Origin of the sequence: Paenibacillus sp. PastF-3 (assembly GCF_029893135.1) — a bacterium.
Lineage (GTDB): Bacteria > Bacillota > Bacilli > Paenibacillales > Paenibacillaceae > Paenibacillus_AQ > Paenibacillus_AQ nitricinens.
In genome coordinates, this window is the sequence record NZ_JARXWM010000001.1 from 470077 (window position 1) to 486557 (window position 16481).

The 16481-nt window shown below is 42.3% G+C and carries 12 protein-coding genes and 1 pseudogene; 11 read left to right on the forward strand and 2 right to left on the reverse strand.

Annotation, left to right across the window (positions count from 1 at the left end):
* Positions 1–130: 130 nt before the first annotated feature.
* From M2444_RS02330 to M2444_RS02365, 8 genes are all read left to right on the forward strand, one after another.
* A complete protein-coding gene (locus M2444_RS02330) occupies positions 131–886 on the forward strand; it encodes a response regulator transcription factor (protein ID WP_280786145.1) in 756 nt (251 codons plus the stop codon).
* The gene (locus tag M2444_RS02335; protein WP_094874901.1) at positions 883–2634 is read left to right on the forward strand and encodes a sensor histidine kinase; all 1752 of its coding nucleotides are present in this window, start codon (positions 883–885) and stop codon (positions 2632–2634) included. The genes M2444_RS02330 and M2444_RS02335 overlap by 4 nt, the downstream gene beginning before the upstream one ends.
* A 183-nt stretch (positions 2635–2817) precedes the next feature.
* Positions 2818–3684 carry an SDR family oxidoreductase gene (locus M2444_RS02340; RefSeq protein ID WP_280786146.1) on the forward strand — a complete coding sequence of 289 codons (867 nt, stop codon included), beginning with the start codon at positions 2818–2820 and terminating at the stop codon, positions 3682–3684.
* Positions 3685–3902: 218 nt separating this feature from the next.
* On the forward strand, positions 3903–4451 hold the full coding sequence (locus M2444_RS02345) for a CueP family metal-binding protein (protein ID WP_280786147.1): 549 nt from the start codon (positions 3903–3905) through the stop codon (positions 4449–4451).
* A gap of 238 nt (positions 4452–4689) precedes the next feature.
* On the forward strand, positions 4690–5445 hold the full coding sequence (locus M2444_RS02350; protein WP_280786148.1) for a creatininase family protein: 756 nt from the start codon (positions 4690–4692) through the stop codon (positions 5443–5445).
* A 51-nt stretch (positions 5446–5496) separates the two neighbouring features.
* On the forward strand, positions 5497–5997 hold the full coding sequence (locus tag M2444_RS02355; RefSeq protein WP_094868714.1) for a DinB family protein: 501 nt from the start codon (positions 5497–5499) through the stop codon (positions 5995–5997).
* Between the two features lie 315 nt (positions 5998–6312).
* The gene (locus M2444_RS02360) at positions 6313–7791 is read left to right on the forward strand and encodes an Lsa family ABC-F type ribosomal protection protein (protein ID WP_094868715.1); all 1479 of its coding nucleotides are present in this window, start codon (positions 6313–6315) and stop codon (positions 7789–7791) included.
* A gap of 221 nt (positions 7792–8012) precedes the next feature.
* Positions 8013–9641: a response regulator transcription factor gene (locus M2444_RS02365; protein WP_280786149.1), complete on the forward strand. Its 1629-nt coding sequence runs from the start codon at positions 8013–8015 to the stop codon at positions 9639–9641.
* 61 nt (positions 9642–9702) lie between these two features.
* Here M2444_RS02365 and M2444_RS02370 read toward each other — a convergent pair.
* Together M2444_RS02370 and M2444_RS02375 are read right to left on the reverse strand one after the other, a co-directional pair.
* Positions 9703–9879: pseudogene (locus tag M2444_RS02370) on the reverse strand (hypothetical protein); the annotation flags it as partial.
* 12 nt (positions 9880–9891) lie between these two features.
* Entirely contained in the window at positions 9892–12432 is a 2541-nt protein-coding gene (locus tag M2444_RS02375; RefSeq protein WP_280786151.1) for an alpha-mannosidase, read from the reverse strand.
* 130 nt (positions 12433–12562) lie between these two features.
* Between M2444_RS02375 and M2444_RS02380 the strand changes: the two genes are divergently transcribed.
* From M2444_RS02380 to M2444_RS02390, 3 genes are all read left to right on the forward strand, one after another.
* Positions 12563–14368 carry a cache domain-containing sensor histidine kinase gene (locus tag M2444_RS02380; protein WP_280786152.1) on the forward strand — a complete coding sequence of 602 codons (1806 nt, stop codon included), beginning with the start codon at positions 12563–12565 and terminating at the stop codon, positions 14366–14368.
* A 209-nt stretch (positions 14369–14577) separates the two neighbouring features.
* Positions 14578–15504: an ABC transporter permease gene (locus M2444_RS02385; protein ID WP_094868718.1), complete on the forward strand. Its 927-nt coding sequence runs from the start codon at positions 14578–14580 to the stop codon at positions 15502–15504.
* A gap of 56 nt (positions 15505–15560) precedes the next feature.
* Positions 15561–16445, forward strand: a complete 885-nt coding sequence (locus M2444_RS02390) for a carbohydrate ABC transporter permease (protein WP_094868719.1) — start codon at positions 15561–15563, stop codon at positions 16443–16445.
* The last annotated feature ends 36 nt before the right edge of the window (positions 16446–16481 follow it).

The following is a 16481-nucleotide window of genomic DNA, read 5'->3' on the forward strand; positions in this document are numbered from 1 at the left end:
AATTCGTTCTTAACTTTTTTGGAAATCTACGAACACGAATTAAGCTTCCGTTAAGGAAAGTGCGATTGATCGCGAGAAAAATCATGCTATGATGATAAAAACATCGGTTATTTGGAAAGGGAATTACACAATGAATGAAGCTTCGATTTTACTTGTGGATGATGAGCAATCGCTTTTGGAGATTATGGAGACAGTGCTGCGCAAGGAAGGTTTTCTAAATATTGATACAGCGGTGACGGGTGAAGAGGCTTTGAGTGCCTGCGAAGCCCATAAATATGATTTGATTGTATTGGATGTGATGTTGCCAGGACGCAGCGGAATCGAAATCTGTCCATTTATCCGGCAGACGACGGACGCACCCATCCTATTTCTTACAGCTCGAACCTCTGATTTTGATAAGCTGACTGGATTTGCTATAGGTGGCGATGATTATATCACCAAACCCTTTAATCCACTTGAAGTGGTAGCTCGCATTAGAGCACAACTGCGGAGATATTTAAGCTCGCCCGCCCATTTCAGTGCTGAAAAGAAAGCAGAGACCGTTCACAATAAATCTGCGGCCGTTTACGATTATGGGAGGTTTAAACTCGATGAGACAGCAGGAGAGCTACTCGTTGAGGGGGAGTCGGTCTCTTGTCCGGCACTTGTATTTCAACTGCTTTTGTTCTTATGTAAACATCCCAATCAAATCTTCAGTAAAAGCGAATTATATGAAAGGGTTTGGGGGGAAGAAGCGTTAAGTGACGATAACACGGTCATGGTGCATATTCACCGCATTAGAGAACGTATAGAAGCAGACCCGTCTGACCCGAAATTTATCGTTAATGTTAGAGGCCTTGGCTACAAGCTGGTTAAAGTGGAACGCCAAGGGTTGTCTATGCCATGAATATCAAACGCCGACTAACGTTAAAATTTGTACTTCAGCTTGCAATTACTGGCGTGGTGGTTCTCGCTATATCTGCTGTGACGCTAACTTGGATCTTGCTGCGGTTTCTTGATATCAGTCTGACGCGTGATTTTGCTAATGTGGGTCTAGAGCAATTGGTTGAATCTTCTAAGATTGATGAGAACGGTATTCAATTTTCCCCAAGCTTACTGGAGCAAGTGAAGAAAAATAAAGGCTGGCTTCAAAGTCTTAATGAAGATGGGCAGGTTGAGAGTGCCTATAATACACCCAAAGATGTACCTACACAATATGGTCCTGGTGAAATAGTTTCTTACTGGATGGGGGCTCAGCCATTTCCTTATCAGCTCGCTTTATGGATTCAAGAAAAGAATGGTAAACAGTACACACTGGTATATGGTGCACCTAATGTATTAGATCCTTTATTAAAGAAAATAAAGGAAGATTCATCCGTCGATGCGAAAGAGTTGCCGGAAATTCCTGATGATCTAAAAAAAGAGATTAAATCTGCTCAAGCTTATGTCCAGCTTATAGATTCATCAGGCAAGGAATTACTTTCGTATAACAGACCTAATATGATTCCCACGGAGTATTCCGTTCAAGAGCTTGCGCTTAGAACCATGTACAGTGATCGATATGGCTACCATGTTCTATCTTCTTTTGATAAGGAGTCAGGTCGTACTTGGATCATCGGAGAACCTAATATCAAGGGAGCAGATTCAGGAAAAACAATGCGGGTTCCTGAAGAGGTTAAGGTCGTGATCATCGGCTCGGTTGCTATGCTTATCGCTTTATTAATCGCGTTTATACTACTCTCGTTATGGCAAGCCCATCGTTTTGGTGCGCCAATGCTGCATATGCTCGTATGGCTCGATTCCATTGGAAATGCCATTTATACAGAACCAACGGATCGTAAAGGACTTCGTCGCAGTCGAACACCCATCGGTAAATGGAGGCGAAGATATCGTGTTTTTGCTGATGTGATGGATTCCATTGAGAAATTATCAGCAACCTTGAAGAGAGATCAAGTGTTGCGTGAGGAGACGGAAAGCTTACGAGAGGAATGGATCGCGGGTGTTACCCATGATTTGAAAACTCCATTATCCTCTATCACAGGATATGCTCATTTACTGGCCGAACCGTCATATGATTGGTCGAAAGAGGAAGTTCGTAAGTTTACAACAACGATGTTAGATAAATCGGCCCATATGGACATGTTGATCAGTGATCTTGCGATGACCTATCGTTTAAAGACAGGAATTAAACCACCGGAGACCATGGAAGTTGAATTGAACACTTGGATGCAACAAGCTCTAGAACAAGCTGCTGCTAATCCTGCCTATGGGAAACAGCGAATTGTATTTCTGCCTGCACAAACCGAAGTTAAAGCTCAATTGTACACACCTTGGCTGGAAAGAGTTGTCAACAATTTAACTGCGAATGCGTTGCTCCATAACCCGCCGGATACGAAGTTAACCGTCTCGCTTATTCATCATCAGACGGACAGCGGATTTATCATTCAATTTGCTGACGACGGCGATGGAATGGATGAAGAAACAATGATTCGGCTATTTGAGCGATATTATCGAGGAACGGATACAGCATCTACCTCCAACGGCTCTGGACTCGGTATGGCAATCTCCAAAGGATTGATCGAATGCATGGGTGGTCAGATTGCTGTAGAGAGTCATGTAGGTAAAGGAACGGTTATTAAGTTAATATGGAGCTGATCTCTCCATTCAAGCCCTCGCTGTATTCCAACCGGAAACCGCGAGGGTTATTTGTATTTATTAGGTTGAGATAAGTTCAGGAATATAAAGGAGTTGACATCCTTTTAGAATGTAACTACAATAGTTACAGGTTAGTGTTAATTAAGAGGAATCATATCATTCATATTTGAGGAGGAAATTTAAATGAAAATAGCTATAACAGGAGCAACAGGTCAATTCGGATCCTTAGTAATAGAATCTCTACTTAAAACTGTACCCGCTGGAGATCTTGTAGTTAGTGTTCGGAATCCAGATAAAGCAAGTGATCTTAAAACGCGTGGAGTGGAAGTCCGTCATGGTGACTTTGATCAGCCGGAGACGCTGGCTACAGCATTTGCCGGTGTGGATCGATTGTTAATAGTTTCTGCAGATGGGGATAACGAGACTCGGATTCGCCAACATAAAGCAGCTGTTAATGCAGCTGTTAAAGCCGGGGTTGGGTTTATTGCCTACACAAGCGTAGGAGATGCAGAGAAGAGCGAGCTGTTCCTTGCTGAAGTACATCGTGTAACTGAAGAAACCATTCGAGCTACAGGAATTCCTTTCAGTTTCCTTCGTAACAACTGGTATATGGAAAATGAGGTTGGATCGATTCAAGGTGCAGTAGCAGGTGCTCCATGGGTAACTTCTGCTGGGAGTGGTAAGGTTGGCTGGGCTGCACGAGGCGATTATGCAGAAGCTGCCGCAAATGTTCTGACAGGGGAAGGACATGAGAATACGGTCTATGAATTGTCTGGCAAGCCTTTAACACAAGATGAGTTGACAAAGATTATAGGTGACGTAATCGGTAAAGAAATCAAAGTGATGCAAGTTGATGACGAAGCTTATGCGAAAATTATGGCTGAGGTCGGTGTACCAGAAGCTGCACTGCCAATTGTTGTTGCGATTCAGCGTGGTATTCGTGAAGGATGGCTGGATATTGTAAGTGACGATCTGGAGAAAGTATTGAGTCGTCCTGTCACTCCGTTAGCGGATGTCATTCGTGATTTAGTAAATAGTCTGCAAGCTTAAATAATATATCAAGATTAAAGGCCTCTTCTTGGTGAATAACCAGAAGAGGCCTTTTTTGTGCATCGTTAATATCAATGATAAAGGTTTCGTGAAAATTCACTATTATAACGTGGCTTCTGTCAGATCTCATGTTAATGTAATAATGATATAATAGGAAACATATGTGAACTATTGGTGTTATGAGAATGATTGAATCGAAGAGAAGGGGTTGAATATTAATGAGAACAAAAATCTGGATAGCTTCTGGTGCAGTAGTTGTAGTTGTTTTAGGGGCAGTTTTATTTATGGGGGGAAACGATAATAAATCTCCTGCAGCAACCGATACAGCTAACGTTAAGCAATTGGTGCAGCAATATAGCTCAAGCAGCATGAAAGACCTCTCTGCTTCCATCACTTCAGAGCAGCTCATTGTGACCGACAGCAACAATAAATCAACCAAATATGACTTGCCCAAAGATGAGTTTTTTGTTTCCATCGCACCATATGTTAAGAATACACACCCGTGTGCAACACATAGCTTGACTGGATGCCAAGGGGAATTAACAGAACAAGCGTTTAATGTATATGTCGAGGACACTGAGGGCAACGTGATTGTGGATCAAACTATACAGTCTCAATCTAACGGCTTCATTGATCTTTGGTTACCTCGCGATAAGAAATATAATGTAACGATTGAACAGGATGGTGTAAAAGCGAAAGCCGCACTTTCCACTTTTAAGAGTGATAATACATGTGTAACGACCATGCAATTAGTAGAGAGTATCTAAGCACCAGAGACAGCGAAGTCGCTACTTTCTCTAAAAATTCCATATCAGGCCTGCCATTTATAATCCTTCCATTTCATGAAACCTTGATCTAATAGGTTCAATTTATGGGAGTTTTTTTTATGCTTCTGCAAGAATATATAGGTTTTCAGGTATAGTTTATTTATAGTTATTTTCCACGTCTTGGAAATGGTATAATCTGATGGATATCAAGATTCGAGCTTTTATAGGGAGTGCTATTATGCTTAGTTTTAAGAATACAACATTGGAATTATCTAATAGTGGGATTGATACAGTTGTTCTATCAGTAGGGGCAACGGAGCAATTTGGACCCAGTTTACCTATGCATTTGGATACGCTTATTGCAGAGTTATATGCAGATGCTTACGGGAGAGAATTAAATGCTTACGTGTTACCTACTTTACCGTTCAATACCTCTGAAGAACATGCGAATTTCAAAGGAACGGTTACAGTAAGTCCAATTATTTTAACAACCATGTTAGAAGAAATTATTTGTAATTTAATAAGACAAGGCTTTAGAAAGTTCTTGGTATGTACAGGACATGGTGGATCCTATTGGGAGGGAGCATTTGTTAAACAAATCAACTATAAGTACCCTCAGATTATTTTAATTACCGCAAATCATAATAATCATAATGCATGGGAAGAGGCCGTTGAAGCGGCAGGCTTAGAAAATTTAAATGAGATGCATGGAGGATTATTATCCGTTTGTACTGCTATGTGGCTCTGTCCTGAGTTGGTTAAGATCAATTCAATGGGCTCAGATATCCCTTCAGAAAACCGGATGTATGCAGATTATTTAGGATGGGAAAAGTTAACACAGGATGGTTGTTGGGGAAAGTTTGAAGAAGGAAATTATACTAACGAAGAATTAGCTGATAAAGGTAAAGTATTTTGGAATACATTCATTCAAAAAAGAACTCAAGGCTTACGAGAAATCCTTGAAGAAGGGTATCGTCGAAAAACTCAAGGGTGATGCTCTATGATAAACTTAGTGGGTACTTCATTTTTGAGAGGAGATAGAGGAATGGATAAAGATCTGATCATTGGGGATGTCTTGCAGGAGTTAGCAGGTACGCGTCGTATGCTGGAGAAGCTGACGCAGGAGCATATGACATGGAAACCACACGAAAAGTCAATGAGTCTCGGTGGGCTATCCACACATCTCGTCAATCTGCTAAACTGGCAATCAGCCATTCTTCTTCACTCGGAGTTTGATTTAGCATCTGTATCATATCGTCGAGAAGCGCTGGAGAGCCCAGCCGCAGTTCTGCAAGAGTTCGACATGAGAGCTCACGAGATCGAAAAATTAATAGCTGATAGCAATGTAGAGACACTTGGTGAGGAGTGGACACTGCGTAATGGCACAGCGGTTATCCGCCGTCAGACACGGGCAGTCGCGCTTCGTACCATCGGATTGAATCACATGATTCACCACCGGGCACAGCTTGGGGTATATTTCCGACTTCTAAATATACCAGTTCCGGGCCTTTACGGCCCCTCGGCAGATGAATTAGCGAACGCCTAACGAATGAATTTCTTAATGCGTTAAGGATCGGAAAGTTGAAAAAAACAAATCGGCATGATAACATGGATACAAATTAATGATCGGAGTTGAAAAGTATAGTGTAGTAATTATTCTTGCGACACATGATGAATAAAACAAAAAAACGGTTTATTTCGTTTGTTTTATTTTTTGTATGCAAGAAAGTTACTACTTCTTTTCACTCGAACAATATATCCTTATCTAACTCCATTAGGGGCTAGATTTGCTGTATTTATTTGAGTCACAAGAAAGTAACTTTCTGGTGGCTTTTATTTTTTTATACAGGAGGATACTTATATGTCATTAATAAATGTTACCAATCTAACCTTTGCCTATGAAGGCAGCTACGATAACATCTTTGAGAATGTTAACTTTCAAATCGATACGGATTGGAAATTAGGATTTACCGGAAGAAACGGTAGAGGAAAGACTACCTTTTTGAGTTTATTACTAGGAAAATATGAATACAGCGGAAATATCTCTGCGCATGTCAGTTTTGAATATTTCCCTTTTCAAGTGGATAACAAGGAGCTTAATACTCTGGATGTGATCTGCGGGATTTTCCCGGAATATGTTCATTGGAAATTACTGCGTGAACTTTCATTATTAAAGGTGTCTGAAGATGTGTTATATCGGCCCTTTGACTCATTGTCTAACGGAGAGCAGACGAAAGTGCTGTTAGCCACTCTCTTCATTAAAGAAAATAGCTTCCTGTTGATCGATGAACCTACCAATCATTTAGATATGACGGCTAGAAAACTGGTCAGTGATTATCTCAATACGAAAAGTGGATATATTCTGGTCTCTCACGACAGATCTTTTCTTGATAATTGTGTAGACCATATTTTATCCATAAATAAGACTAATATTGAGATCCAAAAAGGAAATTTTTCAAGCTGGTGGGATAATAAAGTCAGACAAGATAACTTTGAGCTAGCAGAGGACGAGAAACTCAGAAGAGATATTAAACGCTTGTCTGCTTCTTCTAAACGGACAGGCAACTGGTCACATGAAGTGGAAAAAACAAAAAACGGAACGAGAAATTCCGGCTCAAAGGTAGATAAAGGCTACATTGGACACAAGGCCGCTAAAATGATGAAACGCTCTAAAGCCATTGAGCAAAGACAAAATTCTGCGATCAATGAAAAGTCTAAGCTTCTTAAAAATATCGAAAATTCTGAGAATTTAGAGATTACACAGCTTGCCTATCATAAACGTCAACTTGCTGAGCTAGACCATATTTCGATTTTTTACGGTGGAAAAAGGGTATGTTCAGATGTAAGCTTCACTATCGAGCAGGGTGAGCGGATTGCGCTTTCGGGTAAAAACGGCTCAGGAAAATCAAGTATCATCAAATTGATGTGTGACGAGGATATAGATTTCACAGGCACTCTCATAAAGGATAATCAGCTTACCATTTCTTACGTATCCCAAGACACTTCTAATCTTCAGGGGGATTTAACGGATTATGCCAGAGAGAATGGAATCGATGAAAGTCTGTTTAAATCTATTCTACGAAAGCTTGATTTTTCTAGAATCCAATTTGATAAAGACATATCCACTTACAGCGGTGGTCAAAAGAAAAAAGTACTGATTGCCAAAAGTCTTAGTGAGAAAGCTCATTTGTACATTTGGGATGAACCGCTTAATTTTATTGATGTCATTTCACGGATGCAAATTGAAGAACTGTTGCTTGAATACACGCCGACTCTTGTTTTTGTGGAGCATGATCGGGAATTTTGCAACAATGTTGCTACGAAGATCGTTGAACTTTAATACAAATGAAGAAATGAAGGGGAAGTCGATAGAGTTTATCTGTCGGCTTTTTTGTATTATTTTACAAACGCTGCGCATTTAAAAAAGCAAGTTAATATCCCCCTATAAAAGTTATGGATTACCTCCGTGCAATCCTAACTCGTGTCGAGTACTATGAAACTAAAGACTATAATTTCCAAAAGAAATTGTTGTATATCCAAGTGAGTCAGGAGGGAGATCAGATGCTTAGTGTACTTATAGTGGATGATGAATATGAGATTCGTGAAGGATTACGGAATCGCTTTCATTGGGGAAATTACAATATTACAGAGGTTCTTGTTGCGGATGATGGTGATGTGGCTTTACGTACGGCACTTGAGATCAGGCCCGCTCTGATTATTACAGATATCAAGATGAACCGCATGTCTGGTCTGGAATTCCTTAGCGCCTTATCTGCCGAAGAGGAGTATAAGCCTGAGAAGATTATTGTAAGTGGTTATGATGATTTTGAACTGGTCAAGCAGGCCATGAAAATAGGGGTATGCGATTATATTTTGAAACCAATTAATTTGGATGAACTAGGTAAAATGGTAGATAAATCGATAGAGAACATCAATAAAAAAGAGATGGATCATCGGAACCGGCAAATGCTTAAGAATCAGGCGGTCTTCGCCATCTCCACAATGCGCGAGGAATTATTAAAGGAAATGATTGAGCAGGTTTATGACCCTAATCTTGAAATGCGTAGATACCACCGTCTTCAAACATTGGAGCTTGAATGGATGCTAAAGGAGCCCACGATGTTGATTGTCGTTGAGGCTGATAATTTAAAAGCGATAGAGAATAAAAATCCGCATGAGAAGGAACTGATTCTATTCGGGATTAGTAATGTGTTACATCAGACGCTTGAAGAGGAATACGCCCATCCTTCTGCTCTCTATAAGGACCGTTATAACCGCTGGATTATTGTGCTGGGGAGCCTTTCGCAGGAGCATTCGGATATCGCACAGGGCATGGCACAGCTCTTCATTCAAAGAATCAATGATTTTGTCAAAATCACTGCTAGTGCAGGAATGCTGACTAAACCGGGCAATACAAGAAACTTGCACCATATGTATATTGAGGCTGTAAGTGTAATGGAGCAAAAGGCGGTTTATGGGGGTAACAGATTATTCACTGAGCAAGGACTATTTTACGACGGCGAGAGTGATAACTTGTCACTTCAGAACCCGGAAGAAATGCTTGATTTGGTTCGATATGGTTCGGATGATGATATAACAAAAGCGATGGATAACTTCATAGAGATGATACAGTCTTGGCATCTTACACAACTAAGGGATATCCAGCAGAAAATTTTCGAATGGCTGTTCGAAGTGTTCCGGCGGGGAGCGGAGGGAACCGTTCTTAAGAGTTGGAAAAATAATCCTATCGCAGTTTGGGAGCTGTTGGAGCAATACGATACTCTGCAGGCGCTTCGTGAACAAACAGAGATCTTTCTGCATGAGATTGCTGCCGACTTTCGAAAGCTTTCGCATACACCCAGCCAAATTGTTAGCGAAGCTGAGAAGATTTTACACCGTGATTATGCTGAAAGCCTAACGCTGCAAATTGTAGCTTCTGCGGTTCACGTAACTCCGGTTTGGCTTAGTAAGTTATTTAAGAAAGAACTGCATATGACCTTTCTCGAATACTTAACAGATATTCGTATTAAAAAGGCAAAAGAAATGCTATACGATGTGCAGTTTAAAATTTATCAAATTTCCTATCAGGTCGGCTACAAAGACCCGGTGCATTTCTCAAAGCTTTTCAAGAAACAGGTAGGCTGCACACCTAAGGATTTCAGAAGACAGCTTGGAATTGCTGAAGAATAAAGAATCCAGGCGACTCGGTTCAGTAGAATCGGGTTGCCTGGATATTTACGAGTGTTAAGACTTAAGAAGTCGTGATTCCTATGGTTACAATCCCTGCCTTACTTACCGGAAGTGGTTGTGACTGAACGACGGATGTTTTCTCCTCCAGAATGTTGCTGAGGTACAGATTGGCATTCACATGGGAATGAATACTTAGATCGGAGGGTGTGTCAGCGAGATTGTACCAGCGTGCCATTAGATCTCCATTATCTTAATTGATTTTTAAGCTGGAAAAAGCTATTTCTTTACCTTCCCATGCAAGAAAACTGTGCACAGGAGGAAGTGTTCCTTCATGAATCCCTGTCTGAGCAGTAGCGACGGGAACAGCAAAACGGTAGGCTTCACGGTAGGCCGCGAAGCGGTTGTCACCTCCGCTATGCGGGATAAGGCTCCACTCTGCTACATTAACGCCAAGGCACTGAGCGTCAGGAGTATGGAAGACGCCCCAGTCGCCAAGCTCTCCTATCGAACGAAGGAGTGTTAGTGCTATAGTACCCATCTCATCCTGCAACACTTCATACTCGTTCAGACCTTTACCAGCTGCAGTCAAGCCGCGTTCATTAGCGTGTACATCCACAAACGACTGCATATGCTGGCAGTTGCTTGGATTCTCCCATTCAGGTGCAGGTACAGTCTTGCGCTCGGCGACTTCAAAGACAGAATCGGCATAATGGTGCGCGGCCTTAACCCCAGATGGTAGCAGAACACGGAGACGATGATCCTTTGCAGTATTGTCGATACGAGTATGCACTTGCAAGGAATGACCTTCACGCTCCAGACTGATGCAGGTCACAATATTCAGAGTGACAAGCTGCTGTGACCGGACTGACTTCCGCTGCCGGAACTCAACCATGGTTTCTACTTCCTGCTGAAGCTGTTCATCGGCTGAGACCGGAACTTCTAGGGTATGTCTGATTTCAAAAGCAGCTCTGTAAGGGGTATTCTCCGATAGGTGAATCTCCGCAGGGATGTCGCGTGTAGTTATGGCCACATCACCTTCGGGTTGTTTGAAAATGTATTCATTACCTATGTCACCGACATCCTCGTATACACCCAGACCGCTGTATAGCTGTTCACTGGTTTTATCGAACATAGAGAAGTTTCCATCTTCTGCCACGCGGATTCGAAGATATTCATTCTCTATAGTGAAGTCTTCGGTGATCATAGTACCTGATAAAGTCTTTGGTATCGCTGAATCCTTTGTGGGAATCCAAGAAAAAGTTGCCAGTCCTAGGGCAGGAAGCGATTTTGTCTCAAAGGTTAGCCGTAATGCACGGGCCATATAAGGCTGTCTGAATTTATCTTTTGGCAGCTCGTAACCGAAGCGTACTCCCAGATCTTCAACAGTGCAGTCTAATCGATCACCTTGGGAGTTGACCAGGTAGCCCTCGCCATGCGTTCTGTCCCTGACTTGCTTGAATATGGCACATGGGTCTTCACTTTGATTGAAGAAACGGTGAGACCACTCAATTTCCAAGGTCACTACACTGCTGCTAGAATAGCCGCTAGTATTATAAACTACGAACGGAATGGCGTCTTCTCCAAATGATGCGAAGATAGAGGTGTCGACCTTAGCACTAATGAATCTGGTGCTGTCAGTTATGAGAGCTGAACCGACCTCCATGCTTTTTGCAAACCGAGTCTTCATCTCATGGTAGACCTCATCTACGCTGCAGCCGCAAATGCTGTCATGCGGATGGTTCTGCATGAGAGTCTTCCAGGCATATTGCAGTAGACCATGGGGATAAGGTTTGCCTAATCCGTGTGCGAGTGCGGCTAGTGGCTCAGATATTTTTTCAAGCAACGTCTGGTTCTGTTGGTTAAGCTGCTTGATGTATATCCTCGCTGAAGCAGTATTCACTAGGGAGTACCAGCCATCTGTATGTTGCCCGCGAAGCTCTCCTGTAGTTAGGGTTAAGTCATCGGGAAGCTCCTCTTTAATGGCTTTTACATAATCATCATAATTAGAATGAATGAATTCGCAGTCTGGATATAAATCACGCGCAACCCGTAAAGCTTCAGAAAGATCGGTTTGGATGGGCTGGTGATCACAGCCGTTCATGAGCAGTAAGTGCCGGGTGGAGGCGTATTGTCTGGCACGTGCAAGACGATGATTCCAGTAGCTTTTAGCTGTGTCAGGATCTACAGGAATTTCCATGCCGTTGTTGTACCAATTCGCAAAGAGAATACCAAGCACTTTGGAGCCATCAGGGGATTGCCAGATCAGTTCAGAGTAAGGAGATTCTTGGTCAGAGGTTTCTTCCACACGATTGTTGAAACCCGTGGCTTTTACCCCTCTGCCGAAGACGGCCGTATCGATACCAGCTTGCTGAAGAATCTGCGCAGCTTGACCCATATTGCCAAAAGAATCCGGGAAGTAGCCGATCTTAGAGATGGGACCGAATGTCCTTGCATCACGATGTCCGATTTGCAGGTTGCGAACATTCGCTTCACCGCTCGTTAGGAATTCGTCTTGAAGAATGTACCATGGCCCGAGGGAGAGCTTGCCATCATCGCACAGTTTTTGGATCATTTCACGCTTCTCCGGATAAACCTGCAAATAATCCTCCACTACAATGGTTTGTCCATCTAAATAGAAGCTTTTAAAATCCGGGTCGGATTCAAATGTGTCGATCAAGGAATCTATAGTTTCAATAAGCTTAACGTGATGGGCTTCATAGGGCATATACCATTCCCTATCCCAGTGAGTGTGAGAAATGACATGTACAACGGTTTTGCTAGCTCCAGTCAATACGTTTCCTCTTTTCCATTAGATGATGAACGCTACAGCCTAATTATAGTAAATGCATTTTTTACCACAATGAGTGAATTGCAAATTTTCGCGGGGATTATTGTCGATATGCCTGGAAGGAGGAAATGTTATGAATCGGTTCACTCTGCGTTTGGGCGCATCGTTAAGGAACCGTATAATATTGGTATTTTTAATGATCATTATTGTGCCGTTTCTTATTTTCGCTTACTTTGCACATATCAAGTCTATTGAGGGTATCACAAACACGAATACGAAGATTTCACTGAGCTATCTCCAGCAAGCAACCAACAATTTTGAGATTTATCTGAATACACTTAATGATCAGGTCAATACTCTAATCGGCAACAAACGAGTACAAGATCTACTGATTGATCCACCAGCTAATCCTGCTGAAGAAGAGGACTTCACTGTTAATCTGCTTACTGTACTCTATCAGGCTACTCCACAAATCGATGCCTTCCGAGTGCGGGTCTATCCGATAAATCCTTCGCTTTATCCTTCTTATATGAATACATTGGGAGAAGCGGCGAATATTACGTCAGAGGAATGGTTTAAACGGTCACAAGGAACTGTAGGTCCAATGTGGGAATTATTTATGCCACAGCAAGGCAAATATGGTCGTCCTTTATTAGGGTATATCAAGCGCTTTACAGGTCTCTTTGATCGGAAGCCCAGAGGTATGGTCGTGACAGAAATTTCAGAGGATCATTTGAAGCGTTATTTCTCACCCACCGAGCAATTGAAAAATCAGAAGCTGCTGCTGATGAATCGGGATGGCACCATTTATTATGACTCCTCCTCCAATGAATGGGCAGGCAAGCAATTCCCTTCGAATTCATTCGTCTCCCATCTTCAACAGAACTCGCAGGGCTCACAGACGCTTAAGATTGACGGGCACAAGTATCTTACTACTTATGTCAGCTTGGACAGTGAGCCTTGGGCGATTGTTAGTCTGACGTTATTGAAAGAACTGTCTGGATCAAGTGACGAAATGACTCGTTTGCTGATCATCTTCTTGATTATTTATCTCATCTGCTGTTTTGCCGTTGTCTTCTACATTACAGTGTATTTCACTCAACCTATCGCACGTCTGGTAAGGCTGATGCGGAGAATGGAGGAGGGGAATTTCCAAACAGAAGCGTTAACTTCGCCAAGAAGAGATGAAGTAGGCTGGTTATATCGAGGGGTTGGCAGCCTTGTTCAACGAATTGATGTATTGATCCAAGAAGCTTGGCGTTCCGAGCGAAAGAAAAAGGCACTGGAGTTTCAGGTTCTGAGCCATCAGATCAACCCACATTTTCTCTATAATACACTTGAATCAATTCGCTGGAAGGCAGAGAACCACGGGCGCAGCGATATTAGTGAAATGGTATCTGCACTTGGGAATCTCCTGCGGTTGAGTTTGAATCAAGGGAAGGAGATCACTTCACTGCGGCGTGAGATAGAGCAAGTGAAAGCTTATGTGCTCATCGAGCAGGGCCGTATGTGCAAAACGATCCGTATATTATATTCCTTAGATGAAGATTTGCTAGATTTTCCATTCCTTCGCTTGCTGCTACAACCACTTGTAGAGAATGCGATCCAACATAGTGTGCGGAGTGACTTTGAGAAGGGGAAGATCATTGTGTCTGCTAGGCGTGAAGAGGAAGATATGATCATCGAGATTGCAGATAACGGAAAGGGCATTCCACAGAGTATCATTGATGAATTGGATCATGATGATGCGGAGGAGGAAATGTATACAACAACTCGTCGAGGTGTAGGGTTAAGAAATGTGAATGACCGTTTGAAGCTGTATTTTGGGTCTGAGTATAAGCTCCAGATTCAGATCGGTACAGAAGGGGGAACCCGTATTTTGTTGCGCCATCCCATGAAGGTAGGCGAAGAACTGTCCAAAACAGATGATACCCATTAATCGAGTAGCTAGACCTATTAAATCGTTAAAATCTTATAAAGTAGCGATTCTCCCTTCTCGGAGAATCGCTACTTTTATTTTTAGACTGTTGATCACGTATCTCGGTGATCAGGATAAAAATGAATCAACAAAGTGCAAGATTGACTCATAGTAAGTGCATATCCACTCTTTTACAATTAAATTATCCAAACAGCGAAAGGGAAATCGATATGAAACTAAACGGAGTGTTCAAGGAACTGTACAAAAATCGCACCTTGCTGCTCATGTTCTTACCCGTCGGGGTACTGTTCTTGCTCTTTAACTATCTACCGCTGGCTGGTCTTGTAATCGCCTTCAAAAATTTTGATTTCTCCAAAGGAATTTTCGGAAGTGATTGGATGGACCCGCTATTCAGCAACTTTGACTATGTATTCTCTTCTCCGGTGGCTTTTCGAGCCATTCGAAACACGATTCTCCTGAATGCTCTTTTCATAGTAGTAGGGCTCGTATTTGAAGTAGGGTTTGCACTACTGCTGAATGAAATGCGCAATAAGTATTTCAAAAGAATTACGCAATCCTTAACCTTTTTACCTTTCTTTATCTCATGGATTGTCGTAGGTGTATTCGCTTATAATCTGATGAATTATGAGACTGGAGCAATTAATCGCTTCCTGGAGTACCTACATCTACAACCGATTGACTTCTATAGTCGGGATGAATTATGGCCGGCGATCTTAACCATTGCTGCCCGCTGGAAAATCACTGGTTATGGCACAATTATCTATTTGGCCGCGTTAACCTCTATTGACAGTTCCTATTATGAAGCTGCTTCCATTGATGGAGCGTCGAGATGGCAGCAAATTAGATACATTAGTATTCCGATGCTGCGACCAACAATTATTATCCTGACATTACTGGCGGTTGGAAGAATTATGAATGCAGATTTCGGGATGTTCTATGCCATGGTAGGAGACGCTTCGCTGCTCTTCCCAACCACAGATGTTATTGACACCTTCGTCTATCGGAGCTTACGGAAATCGGGTGATATTGGAATGGCTTCCGCTGCGGGCTTCCTACAGTCCTTTGTTGCTTTCTTCTTAGTACTTAGCAGTAACTATGCCGCACGGAAGATAGACAAAGACTCAGCGATATTCTAAAGGTCAGTTGTCCCGAAGTATAGACACATTCAATTCTAAGGAGGTCATCCGACACAATGTTAGCAAGAAAATTTTCTCTCAGCCAGTTTTTAATTGCTCTGGTAATCGGTCTATTCAGTCTGGCCTGCCTGTTTCCGTTCCTCATGGTCATCGCAGGCTCACTGAGCACAGAAAAAGATATTATGCAGTACGGCTATTCTATTTGGCCCAAGACGATAACGTTTGATTCCTATCGTATTTTGCTTCTTGGCTCCAATCGGATTTTTGAGGCGTACGGAGTCAGCACATTCGTCACTGTTGTCGGAACTGCTTTGTCACTCTTCTTGACTAGCATGGGTGCTTACGTAATGGCAAGACGTTCTTTTAAATATAGGAATATTCTATCCATCTTTGTCATCATCACCATGCTCTTCAGTGGGGGGTTAGTGCCTTGGTATATCGTCATTGTCAGATATCTGCATTTGAAAGATACGATATGGGCACTTATTCTTCCTTCGCTGGGCAATGCCTTCAACATGTTTCTTATTCGAAACTTTATGCTCTCCATTCCTGAGGATTTGCATGAATCGGCAAAAATGGACGGTGCGGGTGAATTCCGAATCTACTCCAGGCTGATCATGCCACTTGCTCTACCCGTTCTAGCGACCGTTGGGCTGTTCGTAGCTCTCGGATATTGGAACGACTGGTTCCTCGGGTTAATGTTCGTAGATAAACAGGAACTTCAGCCACTACAATTGCTGCTACGCACACTGATCTCCAATGTCGATTTCTTGAAGAACTCCGGAAATGCGGCTGCGATGCAGCGAATTTCTGCTCAGATTCCTTCCGAGTCTATCAAAATGGCGCTGACGGTCATAACTATCGGACCTATCATTTTCTTGTATCCATTTCTGCAGCGTTATTTTGTTAAAGGACTTATGGTTGGAGCAGTTAAAGGTTAACTATGTCGACGAATGTCGTATAGTATAAATTAAAGG

What these genes read in the sequence shown, in the direction of transcription:
- M2444_RS02330 (WP_280786145.1), top strand. Translation starts at nt 131, where the DNA reads ATGAATGAAGCTTCGATTTTACTTGTGGATGATGAGCAATCGCTTTTG.
- M2444_RS02335 (WP_094874901.1), top strand. Translation starts at nt 883, where the DNA reads ATGAATATCAAACGCCGACTAACGTTAAAATTTGTACTTCAGCTTGCA.
- M2444_RS02340 (WP_280786146.1), top strand. Translation starts at nt 2,818, where the DNA reads ATGAAAATAGCTATAACAGGAGCAACAGGTCAATTCGGATCCTTAGTA.
- M2444_RS02345 (WP_280786147.1), top strand. Translation starts at nt 3,903, where the DNA reads ATGAGAACAAAAATCTGGATAGCTTCTGGTGCAGTAGTTGTAGTTGTT.
- M2444_RS02350 (WP_280786148.1), top strand. Translation starts at nt 4,690, where the DNA reads ATGCTTAGTTTTAAGAATACAACATTGGAATTATCTAATAGTGGGATT.
- M2444_RS02355 (WP_094868714.1), top strand. Translation starts at nt 5,497, where the DNA reads ATGGATAAAGATCTGATCATTGGGGATGTCTTGCAGGAGTTAGCAGGT.
- M2444_RS02360 (WP_094868715.1), top strand. Translation starts at nt 6,313, where the DNA reads ATGTCATTAATAAATGTTACCAATCTAACCTTTGCCTATGAAGGCAGC.
- M2444_RS02365 (WP_280786149.1), top strand. Translation starts at nt 8,013, where the DNA reads ATGCTTAGTGTACTTATAGTGGATGATGAATATGAGATTCGTGAAGGA.
- M2444_RS02380 (WP_280786152.1), top strand. Translation starts at nt 12,563, where the DNA reads ATGAATCGGTTCACTCTGCGTTTGGGCGCATCGTTAAGGAACCGTATA.
- M2444_RS02385 (WP_094868718.1), top strand. Translation starts at nt 14,578, where the DNA reads ATGAAACTAAACGGAGTGTTCAAGGAACTGTACAAAAATCGCACCTTG.
- M2444_RS02390 (WP_094868719.1), top strand. Translation starts at nt 15,561, where the DNA reads ATGTTAGCAAGAAAATTTTCTCTCAGCCAGTTTTTAATTGCTCTGGTA.